Below are 18,024 nucleotides of genomic sequence, written 5' to 3'. Positions count from 1 at the left end.
TACGCATTCAAGTTATACTGACCACAATGAAAGCCGGACCGAGGAGGACGCCATGCCTATCAGCGTCACCGCGACGGAAGTCGCCCGCAACTTCAACGGCGTGATGGAGAAGGCCCGGGCGGCAGGAAGCGTAACCGTCATCAAGAACAGCCACCCCATCGCCCAGATCATACCGATCGACGAGGTGAAGGAGGAAGCTATGGAAAGCAAAGCCGTGCAACTAGGAAAAGAGTTCATCGACGAATATGCCGACGTGTTCGCCGAGCTTGCAAAATGAACGCGCATTGGGAATATCTCACACACGAAGACGTGAGAGCGATCCACTCGTACCTGATCGCAATGTTCGGAGGTCTCGACAGACTTCGAGACGAAGGACTTTTCGATGCCGCTATAGAGCAACCTCGGCAAACCTTCGACGGTGCTGACCTCTATCCATCGGCAGCCGAAAAAGCTGCCCGTTATGCTTATGGCATCGTTAACAACCATCCTCTTGCCGACGGCAACAAACGCACAGGTGGTGCTTGCGTAGGCATGTTTCTCAGGCTAAACGATATCAAGTTCAAACCGCGCCACGACGAGCTTTTGAGGACGGTTTATGGAGTAGCCGACGGTACCCTCGGCTACAAAGAGCTGGTTTCCTGGATCGAGGAACAGCTTTAGTCGACGACCCGACGCTTTCCCCAGAAAGCGTCGTGAGCGCTATAGCTTAGCAACCGTTCCAGCCGATGAACGTTTCCGCGTCCAGTTCCTCGAAGCTGTCGATGACGACGTCGGCGTTCGCCCGCAGTTCCTCGTGGGTGCCGGCATCGTCGCGGTCGTAGATGCCGACAGTGCGGTAGCCGGCGTCGCGCAGGGTGCGCAGGGCGTAGGCAGAATCCTCGAAACCCCAGGTCGTGTCCAAAGGCGTGTCCATGAGGCGTCTCGCATGGTCGTACACCTTCGGCTCGCGCTTCGAGGACGCCACGTCGTCCACCGAGACGATCAGGCTCACATACGGCGAGAAGCCCGCCCGCTCGAGGCCCGCCTGCAGGTACTTCTGCGGGCTGGACGAGGCCACGCTCACCCGCACGCCGCGCTCCACAAGGGCGCTCACGAAGGCCAAGGCGCCGGGACGCTCGTGCGCGCGGTTACGGTAGTAGTCCAGCATGAGCTCGTCCATCATGCGCACGACATCGTCTGCAGCGGCGCCCAAACCGAACCGGTCATGGAAGAATGCACCCGCCTCGGGAATGTTGAGCGTGGTGAGCTCGTCCTTGTCCGCATCCGTCAGTGTCGCGCCTGCACGGCGCGCCAGCTCGTCCTCCACTTCGCGCCACACGTCCATCGAATCGAGCAGCGTGCCGTCGCAGTCGAAGATGACGCCGATACGTCCAGGTTCCATGATGCCTCCCGAGATGCGGGGCCGGGCCCCGTCGCGTTTTTCGTCGCGTGCCAGCTTAGCAGATGGCCCCGTCCGCGCGGCAAAGGCATCGGGTGAATTTGCAGAACCTTTACGGCTCGCGCGACCTGGGAACCTGCGCCACGCCCCGCCCGCAACGCACGCAGGGCTCGCGGTTCGCGCATGGCTCTCGCAACCTGCACGGCTCGCCGTAGCGGGCGCGACGCGCTAGAGAAACCGCTCCTCGAACTGCTCGATGGGCTGCGGACGGCCGATGCGGTAGCCCTGCGCGCGGGTGCAGCCGGCTTCCCGCAGGGCGCGGTACTGCTGATCGGTCTCAACACCCTCGGCCACCGTAGCTATGCCCAGCTCGTCGCACAGGCTCACGAGGCTGCAGATAACCTGCATGGTGCGCTTCTCGGTGCCCAGGCCCCACACGAGCGATTTGTCTATCTTCAACACGTCGAACTCCAGCTGAATGAACAGCTGGAAGTTGGCGTTGTCCACGCCGAAGTCATCGATGGACACGCAGAACCCCCGGTCGCGCAGCTCGTCCGCCACCGAGCGCAGCAGCGCCTCGTTCTCCTCGCGTGCGAACTCGGTGATCTCCAGCTCGATGAGCGACCGTTCGATGCCGTGCGACGCCACCGCGGCCGCCACGCGCTCGACGAAGCCCTCCTCGCCGATGGTGCGACGCGAGAAGTTGACCGCCAGCGGCACCGTCGGCCGTCCCTCCCGCTGCCAGCGCGCCACCGTCTCGCACGCCTTCGACAGCGCGAAGAAGTCGATGGCCGCTATCTCGCCCATATCCTCCAGCGCGGGGATGAACGACGCGGGCAGCGCCTGCATGCCGCGTTCGCGGTCGCAGTAGCGGATGAGCGCCTCGGCTCCCACGATCTCGCCCGTTCTGCCGGAGGCCTGCGGCATCAGGTGAATGGTCAGCAGGCCCGCCTCTGCGGCCTCCTGCGCGCCGCCCGGCCTAAGCAGGCTGCTCACGGCCGCGTCCGATGCCAGGTCGACACCCAGATCGACGGCGCGGTGGCGGCCGCGCTTCGCGCTGCGCATACGGTCGCCGGCCACGTCCAGCAAGCTGGTGGTGCTTGTGCACGTCTCGTGCCACGCCGGGCCGAGCGATGCGGGAATGCCCTCGTCGTGGAACTGCTGCGCAGCGCGTTCGGCCAGTTCGGCAAAGCGGTTGTAGTCGACGGACGTCGACACGGCGCAGAACTCGTCGTCGCCGATGCGGTACACGGCGTCGCCGAACACCTCCCGGAGGCAGGACGCTATACGGCACAGCATCTCGTCGCCGGCAGAATGCCCCTGCTCGCGGTTGACGACGGCCAGTCGATCGGCGTCCACCAGCACGAAGCCGATGCGCCCGAACGTGCCCCTATCGAAATCGCGGTGAAATGCCGCACGCGAATGGGCGCAGGTCAAAGAGTCGTTCCAAGTCAACTCGGCCACCTGGCGCTGGGCGATCTCGCGCTTCATGCGGGCAGACACGAAGCTCGCGAACGCAACGAGCGGCGACTTCACCACCCCGAGCTCGCCGACACGGCGGGGATTGTCGACGCCCAAATAGCCCGCGAACGTACCGTCTATCTCGATAGGGGCCGCCACGAGGGAGGCGATGTCCTGGCTTTTCAGCACCTCGTACTCGGCGGCGCGCCCCAAGGACGGAAGCTGGTCGACATCCTCGATGATCACGGCCTCGCCCGCGTCGAAGCGCTTGACCCATTCGTCTATGAGGCTTACGGGCAGATCCTGCAGGAACCGCCGCTGCGGCGCGACGCCCAGGCCGCACCACTCGTGCGTGTTCGACATGCGGTCGCCCTCGCGCTTGAAGACGTAGGCGCGATCGGCCTCGAGGAACGTTCCCAAGATGCACAGCGCATCGTTGAGGGCGATCTCAAGCGTGCTCCCTCCCTCGAGCACCCGGATGCAGTCGACGACCATGGAGCCGGCGTTCGCCAGGAATTTGAACGACTCGCTCTCGCGCTGCCGCTCCGTCATGTCGAAGACTATCTCCAGGCGCGCCGGCCGCCCATCCCAGTCCACGAGGCGATCGCGCAGCAGGTAATGGCGCCTGCTCACCGGGTTCGTGAACTCCCATTCGAAGAAGGACTCGCCGGACAGCTGCCCGTTCGTGCAGAATGGGCATGGCTCGTCGCGTCCCTGCAGCACCTGGTAGCACAGGCGCTCGCCTCCCACCACATCGACGCCGTAGAGGCGGCGGCCCTCCTCGTTGAGGTAGAGCAGCCGATGGGTTTCCATGTCGCAGACATAGATGAGCTCGGAGAGCCCATCGAGCATGGTATGGAGGACGTCTTGCCGCAAATCCATCTCCCTCGCTAGCATCGGGTCGGGCGTGTTGCCTGCCCGCGCGCGGCGCAACAGGAAGAGAGAACGCGCTGCCTGCCATTATAGAAGCAGGCGTTTACCGTTGCCAGAGGGGTGGTGAAAAGACGAAGCCCAGCGCGGCGCAGCGAGCCCTTCGACGTGCCCGAACCTCGGGCATGGCCAAACCGCCGACGTTCCCGAAGCCCGCTGCGCCTATCGGTGCCTACCCTTGCTGCACCAGGTTGCGGGCGCGGGCGCTCGAGCGCTCCAGCTGCTCGGAGGCAGTGCGCAGCGCGGCCACGTCGGCCTCGTCCACCTTGTCCACCTTCTTGGATAGGAGCTTGCGGACGGCGGCCACATCGGCCTTGATCTGCTTCTTCTCGTCCTTCTCCAGCTGCTTGCCCTTCTGTGCGAGCGCTTGGTCGGCCTCGTTCGCCAACCGCTGCGCCTCCTCGCGGGCCAGCATGGCGTCGCGGCGCGCCTCGTCCTGCTCGGCGTACTGCTCGGCATCGCGGATGGCACGGTCCACCTCGTCGTCGGACATACGGCCCGAGTCGTCGATGGTGATGGACTGCTGCTTGCCGGTGTCCAGGTCCTTCGCCGACACGGTGAGGATGCCGTTCGCGTCGATGTCGAACGTCACCTCGATCTGCGGCACGCCGGCAGGCGCCCGCTTGATGCCCTTGAGGCGGAACGTGCCGATGGCCTTGTTGTCGGCGGCCATGGGGCGCTCGCCCTGCAGCACCTTCACCTCCACGCTCGTCTGGAACGCCGCGGCCGTGGAGAACACCTGCGAGTAGTGCACCGGCAGCGTGGTGTTGCGTTCCACGAGGCGGGTGGCCACGCCGCCCACCGTCTCGATGGACAGGCTCAAGGGGGTCACGTCCAGCAGCAGCAGGCTGTTCGCCCGCACGAGCCCCGTCGACGCACCGGCGAGCGTGGCAGCTTGGATGGCAGCCCCGGTGGCCACGCACTCGTCGGGGTTGATGGAGGCCGACGGCTCCTGGCCCGTGAGCTTGCGCACGTGCACCTGCACAGCCGGCACACGCGTGGAGCCGCCCACCAGCAGCACGCAACCCAGTTCCGAGGCCGCGATGCCCGCATCGTTGAGCGCCGTCTGCACGGGCGCGGTCGTGCGCTCCACCAGGTCGCGCGTCATGTCGTCGAACGCGGCGCGCGTGACGGTGGCGTCGAGGTGCAAGGGGCCGCCCGCGTTCTGCGCGAGGAAAGGCAGGTTCACGTGTGCGGAGTCGAGTGACGACAGCTCCTTCTTCGCCTGCTCGGCCGCCTCGCGCACGCGCTGCACGGCCATCGGGTTGCGGCGCAGGTCCTCGCCGTGCTCGCGCTGGAAGGTGTCCAGCAGGTAGTTCGCCACGCGCTCGTCGAAGTCGTCGCCGCCCAGGTGGTTGTCGCCGGAGGTGGCCAGCACCTCGATGACGCCGTCGCCTATCTCGATGATGGACACGTCGAACGTGCCGCCGCCCAGGTCGTACACCATCACCTTCTGCGGCGTGCCGTTGTCCAGTCCGTAGGCCAGCGCCGCGGCCGTGGGCTCGTTGATGATGCGGAGCACGTCGAGACCGGCGATCTTGCCGGCGTCCTTCGTGGCCTGGCGCTGCGCGTCGTCGAAGTACGCGGGCACGGTAATGACGGCCTGCGTGACGTCCTGGCCGAGGAACGCCTCGGCGTCGCGGCGGAGCTTCCGCAGGATCATAGCCGAAAGCTCCTGCGGCGTGAACGCCTTGCCGTCGATGCTCGCCCTCCAGTCGCTCCCCATGCGGCGCTTCACGGACGAGATGGTGCGGTCGGGGTTCACGGCCGCCTGCCGGCTGGCGATGGCGCCCACCAGGCGCTCGCCGTCCTTCGAGAACGCCACCACGCTCGGCGTGGTGCGCTCGCCCTCCGCGTTCGGCACGATGGCGGGCCGCCCGCCCTCCACCGTTGCCGCGCAGCTGTTCGTGGTTCCCAGATCGATGCCTATCGTCGCTGTCATGCTTCGCTTCCTTTCAACCAGTGTGACAAAGGTGAGACAAGGGGGTGAGACAAGGGGACGGGGATGATGTCTCGTTCCCGGGAGCCTCGCCGCCGCCGAGCGTGTCGGGGGAGCGAGACATCATCCCCGTCCCCTTGTCTCACCCTAGAACCCAAACGGCACACACATGCGGCAGAGGGCCGGTCCGCAGCACCAGATGCCGCAGCAGAGGGTCATGGGGTCGATGCCCATGCTGAATCCCTGCGCCTGCCCCTCCTGCTGATACGTTTGCCCGGCCTGCTGGAACTGGCGCTGGGCACGTTGGTAGTCCGGATTGTTCGGGTCCAGGCGCACGGCGCGTCGTATCTGCTCCAGCGCCATGAGCGAGTTGCCGGCGCCGTCGTTGGCCAGGGCGCTCAGGTAGTACCAGCGCGCGTTGCGACCGTCGCTCGTCACGGCGTTTAGCTGGTCGATGGCCTGCTGGAACCGGCCGGCGTTGATGGCGTCGATCACGCTGCGGATAACGGGCCCGTCGGCGGCCGACGCCTCGGGATGGATGGGCCCGCGGGCGGCGCCGCCCGGGCCGCCGAAACCGAACAGGTCGTCGAAGTCGAAGCCGAAGCCGCCCGTCCATCCGTAAGGGCCCTCGGAGCCGTAGGGGTTCTGGCCGGAGCCGCCGGCACCGCCCGAACCCGCCGCGCCGCCCGCGCCGTAGCCGGCGCTCGGGTTGCTCGCCGCCGCGCGCCGGTCGCGCGCCGCGTACTTCTCCGGGTTCACGATGCGGTCGTACGCCTCGTTGATCTTGTTCATGCGCTCGGCGGCGGCCGCATCGTTCGGGTTCAGGTCGGGATGGTTCTCGCGCGCCTTCTTGCGGTACGCCTTCTTCACCTCGTCGAGCGAGGCGTCGCGGCTCACTCCCAACACGTCGTAGGGGTTCTCAACCACGATGCGCCTCCTGGTGTTCTTCTTGCACGTGCTTCGTTTCCTTCGCTTGCTTCGTCCGTTTCGCTTCCTTCGCGCAGTACTTCTGCCATACGCCCGCGTACAGCACGCTGCGCAGCACGCGCGCATCGCGTTCGAGCGGCAGCCTCTCGAACGCCGCAGCGGCATCGGCCGCCAGCAGCTCCAAGTCCTCGCGCACCTCCTGCGGCTGCGCATCCAGCGCCACGAGCGGGTTGTAGCTGCCCGAGGCCCGGTCGTCCTCCATGTCCAGCGCCGCGTCCATGACATACACGAGCTTCCCCAGCTTGGCTCCCAAGCTGCGCAGGCCCGCGGCCCAGAAGTCGTCGCGCCAGGCGAACACCTCGCCGAGCAGCGCGCCGAACCGGTTGGCCGCCGCGTCGGGCGGCGGCGACGCGGCGGCGTCGCCGGCCGAGGCCGCCGCCGCTGCGGCCTCCTCCAAGCGCCCGATGTCGGCCAGGCCCTCCTCGATGGCCGCGCACGCCCGCGGATGGCGTTCGCCCACCGCGCGGTACGCCTTCCCCAGCAGGGAGGCGTAGGCGCGCGCCCAGCCGCTGCGGTCGTCGCGCCAGTCGTCCAGGCACTTGTGGTACACCAGCGCCACGGTCATGTCGGCTGCGTAGTCGATGCAGTCCGAGCCCAGGTACGCGTGCGGGCGCACCGGGTGAGGCGCACAGCGCCTGCTGCCCTGCCGCTCGTCCGGCTCGTAGAGCGAGCCCAGCAGCAGCGCCAAGAACGTCATGTCGTAGGTGAGCGCCACCCGGCAGCGCTGGCCGCACCGCTCTCCCAGCGCCCGGCACACGCCGCAGTACGCCGCATGGTAGCGCTCGCGCTCCTCCTGCGACAGATCCTCCATGCGGGGCATCACGTAGCCGAACATGCTAGCGCCCCAGCTTCGCGGCGAAGGCGTTGAGCGCCCGGAACCCGGCGAGGATGGTCTCGAACGTCTCCGGCGGCTCGTTCTCGAACGCCGCGCCGTAGCGGCGCTTGATGTCGGCATCGATACGCGCCAGCAGCTCCCGGCCCTCGTCGGTGGCGCGCAGCTCGAAGGCGCGACGGTCGCGGTCGCTGCGGCGGCGCTCCACCAGCCCCCGCTCCTCCAGCTTGTGGCACACGCTGGAGAAGTTCGTGCGCAAGATGCCCGCACGCTCGCTGAGCTGGGTTGACGTCTGGCCCGGCGTGCCCACCAGCTCCAGCAGCACATGCATCTGCTGCAGCGTCAGCCCGTTTTGCTGGCACACGGGGGCCACCGTGTCGTGCAGCAGCTTCTGCATGTCGCAGGCCACGCCGAAGAACGCGTGCTTGAACTCGTTGAGGTCCACCGCCGTCCCCTACGACTTCTTCGTCGTCTCGGTCTTGCACTTCGGGCACACCACGCGCAGCGTGCCCTTCCCGCGCGGCACGGACAGCACGGTGCCACAGCCCTGGCACTTGAAGTAGCGCGTGGTCTTGCGGTTCGCCCACGCCTTGCGCTTCAGCGCGAGCCAGCGCTTGGGCTTCTGGACGGCCTGATCGAACGCCGCGTTCTCCTTCGAGCGCGCCGCGATGTTCTTCGAGAAGCTGCGGAACAGCGCCACCGCGAGAACCGCGAGAACCACCCACGACAGCAGGTCGAGCCCCGGGATAACCGAAAGGATGAGCAGGATGAGGCCTACGCCCATGAGGAAGTTCGACAACCCGTCGACGCCGTTGCGGCCCTGCATCCAGGCGGCCATCTTCCATTGCAGACGCTCGAAGAAACCTCTCACGATGAACCTTTCCCTTCGCCGCCCCCGCCCGCCTTTCGGGCGCCCTTGGGCAGCGAAATCATTTAGTTATAAAATAAGACTATTCGTGCTGATTCGGCACGCCGTCACCTAATCGAAACGTTACGGCCACAAGACGGCCACAGGTCTGCAACGTCGGGAGCCGGAGGAAGCAATGAGGCCCCGTGCTGAGCACGGGGCCTCGGACAGACGCAACTCGGCAAAACGCCAGAACCTACTTAATCCTCCACGCGGATGACGCTCGGCTCCTCGCGCAGCACGTCGTCGAGCTTCGCTATGTCGGCGAGCACGGCGCGCACGCTCTTCTCGCGGGCGGTATGCGTGACGTAGGTGATGTCCACGCTGTTGCCATCCTTCTTGCCGCGCTGGATAACCGAGTGCACGCTCACGTCGTGGCTGGCGAACACGCCGGCCATGGCGGCCAGCACGCCGGAGCGGTCGGCCACGGCGAAGCGGATGTAATATTTGGTCTTGAGCTCCTCCATGGGCACGAGCGGCAGCTTGTCGGTGCAGGTGCAGCCTACGAACGGCGGGATGCCCGCCTGCAGGTGGCGCGCCACCTCCAGCACGTCGCCCATGACGGCGCTCGCGGCCGGGCCGGAACCCGCGCCCTCGCCGAAGAACATCGTCTCGCCCACGGCATCGCCCACCACGTAGATGGCGTTGTACACGCCGTTCACGGTGGCAAGCTGGTGCGACAGCGGCAGCATGGTGGGATGCACGCGCACGTCGATGCCCTCGTCGGTGCGGTGCGCGTGGGCCAGCAGCTTCACGCAGTAGCCCATGTCCTTCGCTATCTCCAGGTCGAGCGGCGTGATGTGGCGGATGCCCTCGGCGTGCACGTCGTAGATGGTGACGCGCGAGTTGAAGGCGATGGAGGCCAGGATGGCGATCTTCGCCGCCGCATCCAGGCCGTCGACGTCGGCGGTGGGGTCGGCCTCGGCGAAGCCCTTCGCCTGCGCTTCGGCCAGCACGTCGGCATAGGGCATGTCGTCCTCGGCCATGCGGGTGAGCATGTAGTTCGTCGTTCCGTTCACGATGCCCATGACGGAGTCGATGCGGTTCGCGATGAGCGAGTGCTTCATCGGGTCGATGATGGGGATGCCGCCGCCCACGCTGGCCTCGAACGCGATCTCCTTGCCGGCCTCCTCGGCCGTGCGCATGACCTCTTCGCCGTGCGTGGCCATGAGCGCCTTGTTCGCCGTGACCACGTTCTTGCCGGCGCGCAGGGCGCCCAGCACCACGTCGCGTGCCACGGTGGTGCCGCCGATGAGCTCGATGACGATGTCGATGTCCGGGTCGTTCAGGATATCGCGGAAGTCCTGCGTGAAGATGTCCTCCACGCCGTGCTCGATGGCCTGCTCGGGGTTGCGCGAGCACACGCGCACCAGCTCCACGTCAATGCCGTAGTGGCGCTTGAATTCCTCGCGGTGGTTCTTCAGGATGTCGATGCACCCGCCGCCCACGGTACCGGTTCCCACGAGCCCAAGTTTAACCGTCATGTTGCTGCTCCTAAATGTCTCGACTGTAAAGGTCCTCGTACGTTTCGCGGCGCGTGGTGACGCGCGCCGCGCCGTCTTTCACGAACACGACCGCCGGGCGCGGCTGGCCGTTGTAGTTGCTCGACATGGTGTGGTTGTACGCGCCCGTGCCGAACACGGCCACGATGTCGCCCAGGTCGGGACGCTGCATGGGCATGTCGATGACCACGGCGTCGCCGCTTTCGCAGTGCTTGCCGGCGATGGTGACGATCTCGGTGCGCGGCTGCCCCGCCTTGTTGGCGACCACCGGCTCGTAGTCGGCGTGGTAGAGCGCGGTTCGGATGTTGTCGGACATGCCGCCGTCCACGGCCACGTACTTGCGGATGTTCGGCAGCGTCTTGATGATGCCCACCGTGTACAGCGTCACGCCCGCCGTGGCAACCAGGCTGCGGCCCGGCTCCACGAGCAGCCGCGGCTCGGGCATGCCGTGCGCGGCGCAGGAGACCTTCACGGCCGCGGTGATGGTTTCGGCGAACTCCTCGATGGAGGCTGGCTTGTCGTCGGCCGTGTAGGCCACGCCCAGGCCGCCGCCCATGTCCAGCTCCGCGAGCTCGATGCCGTACTCCGCGCGGATGCGCGCCATGAGGTCCACCATGACCTCGACGGCCTCCGGGTACGAGTGCAGCGCGAAGATCTGCGAGCCGATGTGGCAGTGCAGGCCCGCCAGGCGCACGTTGGGCGCCGCGAGCACGTCCTTCACGCACTTGAAGGCGAAATCCTCGCGCATGGTGAAGCCGAACTTCGAGTCCTCGCATCCCGTGCGGATGTACTGGTGCGTGTCGGCCTCCACGCCTGGCGTGATGCGCAGGTAGATGGGCTGCTCCACGCCCAGCTCACCGGCGATGTCGGAGATGCGGTGCAGCTCTATGCGGCTGTCGATGACGATGCGGCCCACGCCGGCCTGGATGGCCTCGCGCAGCTCCTGCGGCGTCTTGTTGTTGCCGTGCATGAAGATGCGCTCGGCCGGGAAGCCCGCAGCCAGCGCGCACGCCAGCTCGCCGCCGCCCGACACGTCCAGGCACAGGCCCTCTTCGTTCACGATGCGCGCGGCCTCTTTGTTGAGGAACGCCTTGCTGGCATAGACGACGTCGGCGTTGCCGTAGCGGCTGCGGAACGCCTCGAGGTAGGTTTCCATGCGCGTGCGCATGTCGCGCTCGTCCATGACGTAGAGCGCCGTGCCCTGCTCGCGCGCCAGCTCAACCAGGTCGACGCCGCCGACGAACAGGTGGTCGCCGCGCACCTCGGCCGTGAGGGGGAGTACCGCGCCCAGCTCCATGGTGGTGCGGTTGTCGGGCTGCTTGCTCGTGTCTGCCGCAGGTAGGGACATACGCGTTCCTTTCGCGTCCATCGTGTTGCTGAGGGAATTCACCCAGTCTAGCATTGCCGCGGGAGAGGCGGTTTTCAGATGGGCTAAAAAGAGGAATATTACACGGCGAGCAGCGTGTTTCGCGGCGCGCGGATGCGCTTGTCGACGATTGCCGGCCAACGTGTCCGAATTGCGAGGTCAAACCCGTTGCAGAATCGCTTGCTGCTTCGTATAATGCGGATTATCGGCGGTGCCCAGGACGGCGAGTTAGCGGGTTCATCATCCAGCTCGGGCGGCGCAGGTTTTACGGGAGGCCGGGATTATTCCCGGCCTTTGCTTTCAGCTCCCTTGGATCCCTTCCCACTTCGTCCGTGTCTCCTATAGTCCGTCCGCAGACCGTGGAGGAAGCTCCCGATCGTGGCCACCCCGCTATGGCGTAAAGGATTTCAAGAACGATGTTCATAGGCACCACTCCCTTCATGGAAGTGCCACCCGAACACGGACACCGCCGGCACCGTGCATTGTACGCTGCCCAAACGGTGATGTGAAGATAGTAAATCTACTGTTCAGATGCTATTTTTGGTATCGAAAACGTGTAAGGTTTCGGCAAGGATCCCGCAAGATCAACGCGGCAACCGCGCAAGATTCAAGCGGTCGGCATGCAAGGTTCTTGCGGCACCGTCACGGCAAATGTGCAAGATTCGGACGGCGGATCGGCAAGGTTTGGACGGTCGGCGTGCAAGGTTTGGGCGGTCGACCTTCGGCAAATGTGCAAGATCCGGCGCAGCGGGCGCGAAAAAGCCAGGGCGCCGCGTAAAAAACGCAGCGCCCGATTCTTTTCCACCAAACAGGCCGAGTCCCTGAAGAGGTTTTCCACCGCGGCGCAGGCAGCCCGATAGCGCCCTTTCGGCGCTCAAAGCCTTCCAAGAAGACGCCGCGAGCCTCCCTGGAAAGGCCTACGCCAGCCCGAACAGCGCGAGCAGGCGATCCCAGATGCCCTGCTCGGGCTCCTCGACTGCCGGCTCCTCGTGCGTCGGGGCCTCGATGGGATCGGTGGACATGACGAACTGCACGAGCGAGACGTTGGCGTTCTTCGCGCTGGTAAAGCTCACCGGCTTGAAATCGCTCTTGTCGTAATCGGCCATCATGGCGTCGATCTCTTTCTGCACCTTGTCGGGAATGCCCTGCACTTCCTCGTACAATGTGCCGGTGCCGTTGGCCAGCTGCTGGGCGCCCGACGAAAGCTGGCTCGCGCCAGCCGCCAGCTCCCCTGCGCCCGCAGCCGCCTGGTTCGCGCCGGAGGCAAGCTCGGACGTGCCGGAGGCGAGAGCGCCTGCACCGCCGGCGAACTGGGACGCGCCGGAAGCCAACTCGGAAGCCCCTGCAACCAAAGCAGAGGAACCGCTGGAAAGAGCCGTCGCTCCCCCCAAGAGGCTGTTCTGATCGCCAACCGCACCCAAACCAGCTGCTGCTCCCTCGAGAGCATTCGCAGCTCCTAACATTCCCGCATTGCCTCCTGTTGCGGTCATGAATGCCGTCAAAGCGCTCTGCATGGCCGCGCTCTGGTTGGCCGTTGCGGTTGCAGCAGCCTGATACGCCTGCGCGTCATCAAAGCCTCGCGATTTCGCCTCATGGAAAGCTGCTGCGTAAGCTGCTACATAGGTTTGGGCAGCATCTTGGTAGCTCTTCTCCAAAGCGCTTGTATCCACTATATTCTGGCGAGCCTCGGCAGCTTGGGCAGACAAGCCACTTTGATAAGCACCCAGCCCACCCGACAAGCCAGCGGCGCCATCGGCCACGCCTTGCGCGCCCTCCGCAAGCCCATGCGCTCCCGCAGCCACGCCCTGCGCGCCTCCCGTGAGCTCGTTCGCGCCGCCTACCAGCTGGCCGGCGCCCGCCGCAAGGCCGCTCACGCCGCCTGCCATCTCGCCGACGCCCGAGGCGACCTCGCCGGCGCCCGAGGCCAGGCCGTCGGCGCCGGCCTTCAGCTCGCCCACGCCGTCGCCCAGCTGGCGGAACCCGGACACGAGCTCCGTCGTGTCCGGCGTCTCGATGCCCATGGAGAACGGCACGGCGGCGAAGCTGATGCCGCTCATCGAGAAACCGCTCACCTGGGCCTCAACCTTGAACGAGCCGTCCTTGCCCGGCATGCCCGTAAACGTGACCTGCGTGTTCGAGCCGGCGAGGGCGATCTGCCCGTCCTCGGTCGCCACATCCCTCACCTGGTCCGACACGAACGGAACCGTGATCTGCAGCAGGTAGTTGTCGAAGAACGCCGGGTCGACCGACGCGTTCTTCTTCGTGGTAACGAAGATGGCCAGCTTGCCGCTCGCACCGCCCAGATCGGCCGCGTCCACGCGCTTGCCGTCAAGCTCGTACGCCACCGACACGTCCCACGGCAGCGCTGCCGCGCCCAGGTCGCCCTGATAGCTTAGCGAGTCGCCGGCAACGTCCACCGACACGGCATCGCCCTGCTGCTCGACGCCGCTCGCGTCGGTAAGGTTCTGCACAGCGGTGTACGGGCCGTAATCGACCACCTTCCCCGGCGCGTCCGGGTTGAGCACGTTCACCACGTACACGTTGTCCACAGCTCCCGCCGCAGACAACCGCGCGTACACCACTTCTTCCTTGGGCGTATCGTTGACGGCTGCTCCGGTCGCCGCAGCGCTCGCCGAACCCGCGGAGCCCGCTTCGCCTGCACTCGCCGCAGCGCCGCCCTCCGCCGCCAAGGCCGCGAGCGTCGCAGGCGAGCCGCCGCATAGCCCGATAGCCAACGTGCCCGCCAGCACGAGTGAGAACGCCGCGCACAAACGCGCCCGCGCCTTCCGCGCGCAGCGAGCCGGTCGCTCCGCCTTCGCTTCTTCAACCATGCACGTCGCCTTATGAGAAGCCGCCGTGCCGTCGTATTTCCTCGCCGCTTCGTCAGGCGTGCCCGACCGCATCCGCAGCTCCGATAGCGTTTTCTTCAGAAGCCTCATGCATCAGCCTCCTTTTCCGTTTCCAGTTGTCCGCCGCCGCGGAAAAAGCCCGCATGCCACGTGGTCTTCGCAATGAGCTTGTCGAATATGAGCAGCGCAGCCGGCAGGAACGTGACCACGAGGAAGAACGAGAGCAGCGTGCCGCGCGCCAGCAGCAAGCCCAAAAGCGACACGATGTTGTTCGTGGACGTGAGCCACAGCACGAGTCCCGCCGAGGTGAGGATGCTCGCCGACACCAGGATGCTCTGAAACGACGTGCCCAGCGTGCGCGCCAGCGCCTGACGCGGCGGCATGCTGCGGCGATGCTTGCGGTATGTGTCGGTGAACAGGATGGCGTAGTCCACCGTGGCACCCAGCTGCACGGTGTTGATAACCAAAAATCCCAGGTAGTTCAGCGAATCGCCCGTGAAGTACGGCACGGCCAGGTTCAGGAAGATAGCCGACTCGATGGTGGCGATGAGGATGACGGGCAGCGTGGCGGACTTGAACGTCAGCACCAGCACCAGCAGGATGGCCGCGATGGCGATGAGGTTCGTCACCTGGTTGTCCTCGGTAACGACGCCCTTCATGTCGTAGAGGCTGGCCGCCATGCCGGTGACGAGGCCCGCATCCCCGTACAGGTCGTGCACGGCCGCGCGCACCTGCTCCACCACGGCGAAGGCCGCCGTTCCCTCCGACTCCGTGTCGGCGTACACCACGATGCGCGCATCATGCTCCGAGTAGAACTGCTCGGTGACGGCGGGGTCCAGGAACCCGGTGGGGATGGCCGCGCCCACGGCGGTGGGATACGACAACACGCTCGTGACGTGCGGAATCTGCTCAAGCCGCTCCGCCAACTCCAGCTCGCGGCCGATATCGCCCCTCGGCACCAGCACCACGGCCGGCGTGGACTGGCCGAATGCCTCGTTGATGGCCTCGGTGTCGCGCGCCACGCGCGTCTGGCTGCCCTCGGTCGATCCCATGCCGTAGGTGAACGACGTGTTCGCCTGCGCCAGGAAGCACGGCACCACCAGCAGCAGCACGAGCGCGAACACGGGAATGCGCAACGGCGCCAGCACCTTCCCCACGCCCTTGAACGCAGGCAGGAAGCGGCGGTGCTTCGTCTTGTCGATGAGCTTGTAGGCCACCAGCGTGAACGCCGGCAGGAACACCACCACGCACAAAAACGAGAACGCGATGCCCTTGCACAGCGTGAGCCCTAGATCGGCACCGATCCGGAACTGCATGAAGCCGAGCGCCGCGAAGCCGAACAGCGTGGTGGCGGCCGAAGCGGCAATGGCGGAGAAGCTTTGCTTCATGGCCGTGCGCATGGCCCGCGCCGCGTCGGGCTCTTCCTCGCGCGCCCGCTGGAACGCATGCAGCAGGAAGATGGCGTAGTCCAGCGACACCGCCAGCTGCAAGATGGGCGCGATGGTGAACGCGATGTAGGACACCTCGCCCAAAAAGATGTTCGTACCCATGTTGAGCAGCACCGACACACCGATAGCCAGCAGGAAGAACACCGGCTCGATCCACGAGGTGGTGGAGAGCACGAGTATCAGAAGGATGAGCGGCACCAGGATGGCGAACGCGTTGGCCACCTCGCCGCCGGCCATGGCCTTGGACTCGGCCGTGTTCACGGCCTGGCCGGTTGCGCTGCCGTCTTCGCCCACGATGTCGTAGATGGCCTGGAGCGCCTCGGTCTCCTGGCCAGCGGCCACCGTCACGTCGAACAGCGCATGGCCGTCGCGGTAGTACTGTCCCACAGCGTCAGGATCCAGCATCTCAAGCGGCGTGCCCAGGTCAACCACATCGTCCAGCCACAAAACGCCCTCGATGCCGGGCGCGTCCGCCAGCTGCTGCTTGTACGCGAGGGCCTGCTCCGCATCCACGCCGCTCACCATAACGCGCGCGTTGGGCACGGCAGCGTCGAATTCGGCGTCCATCTCCTCGAGCGCCCGCGTGGACTCCGCCGACTCGGGCAGATAGGACGTCAGGTCGTAGTTGATGGGCACGAACAGCGCCGCAACTCCCGACAGCAGGGCGAGCACCAGCGCCACCCCCACGATGGGGCCGCGATGATTCGTGACGAACGCGCTGAACCGCTCCACTGAGGCGCCCTTTCTGCCGCCGACACGGCCCTGCGACCGGAACAGTCGGTGCACGACCACTCCGGCTTGGCAACACCGTGTTGATTATCTTTCGCTCATACTGTTATATTGCATTATGCCGAATCTTCAACCGATGATTTTCTCGGATGTGTCGGCAAACCGACACTTTTGTCCCCGATGTCGAACGTTATCGAAAATATCGCATAAGGACGATGTAATGTCAGGCGGCTGGCTAGCAATCAAGCGGCAGACGGGCGATGGGCGAACGGCGCACGATAAGCGGGCGAGCCCGACTCGAGAGCGGCAGATGGACGGCGGGCGATGAGTGGCCGGGGCGGCGACCGAAGAGCGGCGACCGGGCGAGCGGAAGGCGGGGGAAACCATGAAGCAGGACCATCGGATACGGCTCACGAAGCTGCTTCTGCGCGAGGCGTTTCTCGACCTGCTCGTGGAGAAGCCGGTGGCGAAGATCACCGTGAAGGAGCTGTGCGAGCAGGCCAACGTCAACCGCGCCACGTTCTACGCGCACTACCGCGACCTCTTCGACCTGCACGAGGAGATCGAGCGCGAACTGGCGCACACCATCATGCGCTCCCTGAGCACCACGCTGCCCGATCAGTCCCTAAGCGCGTTCAGCAACGAGATCTGCCGCATAATCGTTGACAACGAGCGCTCTTGCCAAGCCATCTTCGGCGAGCACGGCGACCCCGAGTTCCCCCTGCGCGTGGTGGAGACGTTGCGCGAGAGCAGCATCGCCCTGTGGCGCCGGCAACGTCCCGACCTGCCCGAGGCAGAGCTCGACCGCCTGTACACGTTCATGGCGAACGGCTGCCTCTCGGTCATCCGCTCGTGGGTGCGAAACGACATGGCCGACAGCCCCCAGGACATCGCCCGCTTCATAGAGAAGATGACCGACAGCGGCCTCGCCGCCCTGTAGCGCCCGCGCCGCGGCGCCCTACAGCACCCGCGCCAGTGCTGCGCCCGACCCGCTGCGAGCCGCAGGCGTCGCTTCGACCTCTTGAAACGAGACGCGCCTTCATGAGCGGCCGAGCCCCCACTTCCAACCGCCCCCTTACGTCGCGCAGGTCGGCGACAGCCTTCCCGGATGTTTCATGTGAAACATCCGTTCGTATGTTGGCCCCTAGCTCCGCTTTTCATATTCCTACTCGATTGCTGTGTTTTTATTGCCCTCGATAGCGTATAATGGCGCTATTGAAACCGAGAAAGGGGAATCATGGCTCAGCAAGAACCGTCCATCGACCAGTGGCTCAAAGAGGCCAAGCAGGATCCGCAGGCTGCGCAGTGCGGCATGTTCCTCGCCCATAACGGCATCGTGCGCATCACCCCGAAGAAGCTCGTGCGCGAGGGCGTAGAGGGCCTGGGCGACGTGGCGCAGGTGGAGTTCTCGTATGACGCCGAGGGCGTCGCGGCGGCCGAGAAGGAGGCGCTCACATGGCCCGGCGTGTACTACGTGCGCACCTGGCTGAACGAGGGCGTGCTCGACGTGGGCGATTCCATCATGTACGTGTTGATCGGCGCCGATATCCGCCCGAACTGCATCGACGCGCTGCAGAAGCTCGTCGGCAAGATCAAGAACGACCTCGTGGTGGAGAAGGAGATCCACGCGTAGGGCGCTCGCGCGACGATTCTACCAGCCAAATAACGAACGAATGTTTCACGTGAAACATTCGCG

General features: G+C 65.8%; 15 protein-coding genes. 4 read left to right on the top strand and 11 right to left on the bottom strand.

All coding sequences use genetic code 11. The features are described 5' to 3' along the window. Positions 1 to 52: 52 nt before the first annotated feature. Entirely contained in the window at positions 53 to 277 is a 225-nt protein-coding gene (locus LB310_RS05265) for a type II toxin-antitoxin system prevent-host-death family antitoxin (protein ID WP_123672799.1), read from the top strand. Further along, positions 274 to 660: a type II toxin-antitoxin system death-on-curing family toxin gene (locus LB310_RS05260; RefSeq protein ID WP_301154684.1), complete on the top strand. Its 387-nt coding sequence runs from the start codon at positions 274 to 276 to the stop codon at positions 658 to 660. The genes LB310_RS05265 and LB310_RS05260 overlap by 4 nt, the downstream gene beginning before the upstream one ends. Before the next feature lie 46 nt (positions 661 to 706). On the opposite strand, the gene LB310_RS05255 is transcribed toward LB310_RS05260, so the two are convergent. The 11 genes from LB310_RS05255 to LB310_RS05205 form a co-directional block, all read right to left on the bottom strand. Then, complete coding sequence (locus tag LB310_RS05255) at positions 707 to 1,381, bottom strand: HAD family phosphatase (protein ID WP_278805969.1); 675 nt, start codon at positions 1,379 to 1,381, stop codon at positions 707 to 709. Positions 1,382 to 1,606: 225 nt separating this feature from the next. Continuing rightward, positions 1,607 to 3,715: a sensor domain-containing phosphodiesterase gene (locus LB310_RS05250; RefSeq protein WP_301154683.1), complete on the bottom strand. Its 2,109-nt coding sequence runs from the start codon at positions 3,713 to 3,715 to the stop codon at positions 1,607 to 1,609. A gap of 226 nt (positions 3,716 to 3,941) precedes the next feature. After that, positions 3,942 to 5,711 (bottom strand): molecular chaperone DnaK, encoded by a 1,770-nt coding sequence (gene dnaK / locus LB310_RS05245; RefSeq protein ID WP_301154682.1) that lies wholly within the window; start codon positions 5,709 to 5,711, stop codon positions 3,942 to 3,944. Between the two features lie 144 nt (positions 5,712 to 5,855). Then, positions 5,856 to 6,635, bottom strand: a complete 780-nt coding sequence (locus tag LB310_RS05240; protein ID WP_278805973.1) for a DnaJ domain-containing protein — start codon at positions 6,633 to 6,635, stop codon at positions 5,856 to 5,858. After that, a complete protein-coding gene (locus LB310_RS05235; protein WP_278805975.1) occupies positions 6,628 to 7,530 on the bottom strand; it encodes a DUF5685 family protein in 903 nt (300 codons plus the stop codon). Before LB310_RS05235 ends, LB310_RS05240 begins: the two co-directional genes overlap by 8 nt. A 1-nt stretch (position 7,531) precedes the next feature. Next, positions 7,532 to 7,972 carry a MarR family winged helix-turn-helix transcriptional regulator gene (locus tag LB310_RS05230; protein ID WP_224767917.1) on the bottom strand — a complete coding sequence of 147 codons (441 nt, stop codon included), beginning with the start codon at positions 7,970 to 7,972 and terminating at the stop codon, positions 7,532 to 7,534. 9 nt (positions 7,973 to 7,981) lie between these two features. After that, positions 7,982 to 8,398 (bottom strand): hypothetical protein, encoded by a 417-nt coding sequence (locus LB310_RS05225; RefSeq protein ID WP_278805977.1) that lies wholly within the window; start codon positions 8,396 to 8,398, stop codon positions 7,982 to 7,984. A 236-nt stretch (positions 8,399 to 8,634) separates the two neighbouring features. Beyond that, positions 8,635 to 9,918, bottom strand: a complete 1,284-nt coding sequence (locus tag LB310_RS05220; protein ID WP_278805978.1) for a homoserine dehydrogenase — start codon at positions 9,916 to 9,918, stop codon at positions 8,635 to 8,637. A gap of 10 nt (positions 9,919 to 9,928) precedes the next feature. Further along, positions 9,929 to 11,284 (bottom strand): diaminopimelate decarboxylase, encoded by a 1,356-nt coding sequence (lysA, locus tag LB310_RS05215; RefSeq protein WP_278805979.1) that lies wholly within the window; start codon positions 11,282 to 11,284, stop codon positions 9,929 to 9,931. Between the two features lie 935 nt (positions 11,285 to 12,219). Beyond that, entirely contained in the window at positions 12,220 to 14,133 is a 1,914-nt protein-coding gene (locus LB310_RS05210; protein ID WP_278805980.1) for a hypothetical protein, read from the bottom strand. Between the two features lie 104 nt (positions 14,134 to 14,237). Beyond that, entirely contained in the window at positions 14,238 to 16,331 is a 2,094-nt protein-coding gene (locus tag LB310_RS05205; RefSeq protein ID WP_301154681.1) for an RND family transporter, read from the bottom strand. 382 nt (positions 16,332 to 16,713) lie between these two features. Here LB310_RS05205 and LB310_RS05200 point away from each other — a divergent pair, with 382 nt between their 5' ends. Next, positions 16,714 to 17,268 (top strand): TetR/AcrR family transcriptional regulator, encoded by a 555-nt coding sequence (locus LB310_RS05200; RefSeq protein ID WP_278806612.1) that lies wholly within the window; start codon positions 16,714 to 16,716, stop codon positions 17,266 to 17,268. Between the two features lie 297 nt (positions 17,269 to 17,565). After that, positions 17,566 to 17,961, top strand: a complete 396-nt coding sequence (locus LB310_RS05195) for a molybdenum cofactor biosynthesis protein MoaE (protein ID WP_278806611.1) — start codon at positions 17,566 to 17,568, stop codon at positions 17,959 to 17,961. The last annotated feature ends 63 nt before the right edge of the window (positions 17,962 to 18,024 follow it).

Origin of the sequence: Gordonibacter sp. RACS_AR49, from assembly GCF_030418435.1 — a bacterium.
GTDB classification, from domain to species: domain Bacteria; phylum Actinomycetota; class Coriobacteriia; order Coriobacteriales; family Eggerthellaceae; genus Gordonibacter; species Gordonibacter urolithinfaciens.
This window is presented reverse-complemented; position numbering and strand designations above follow the sequence as displayed.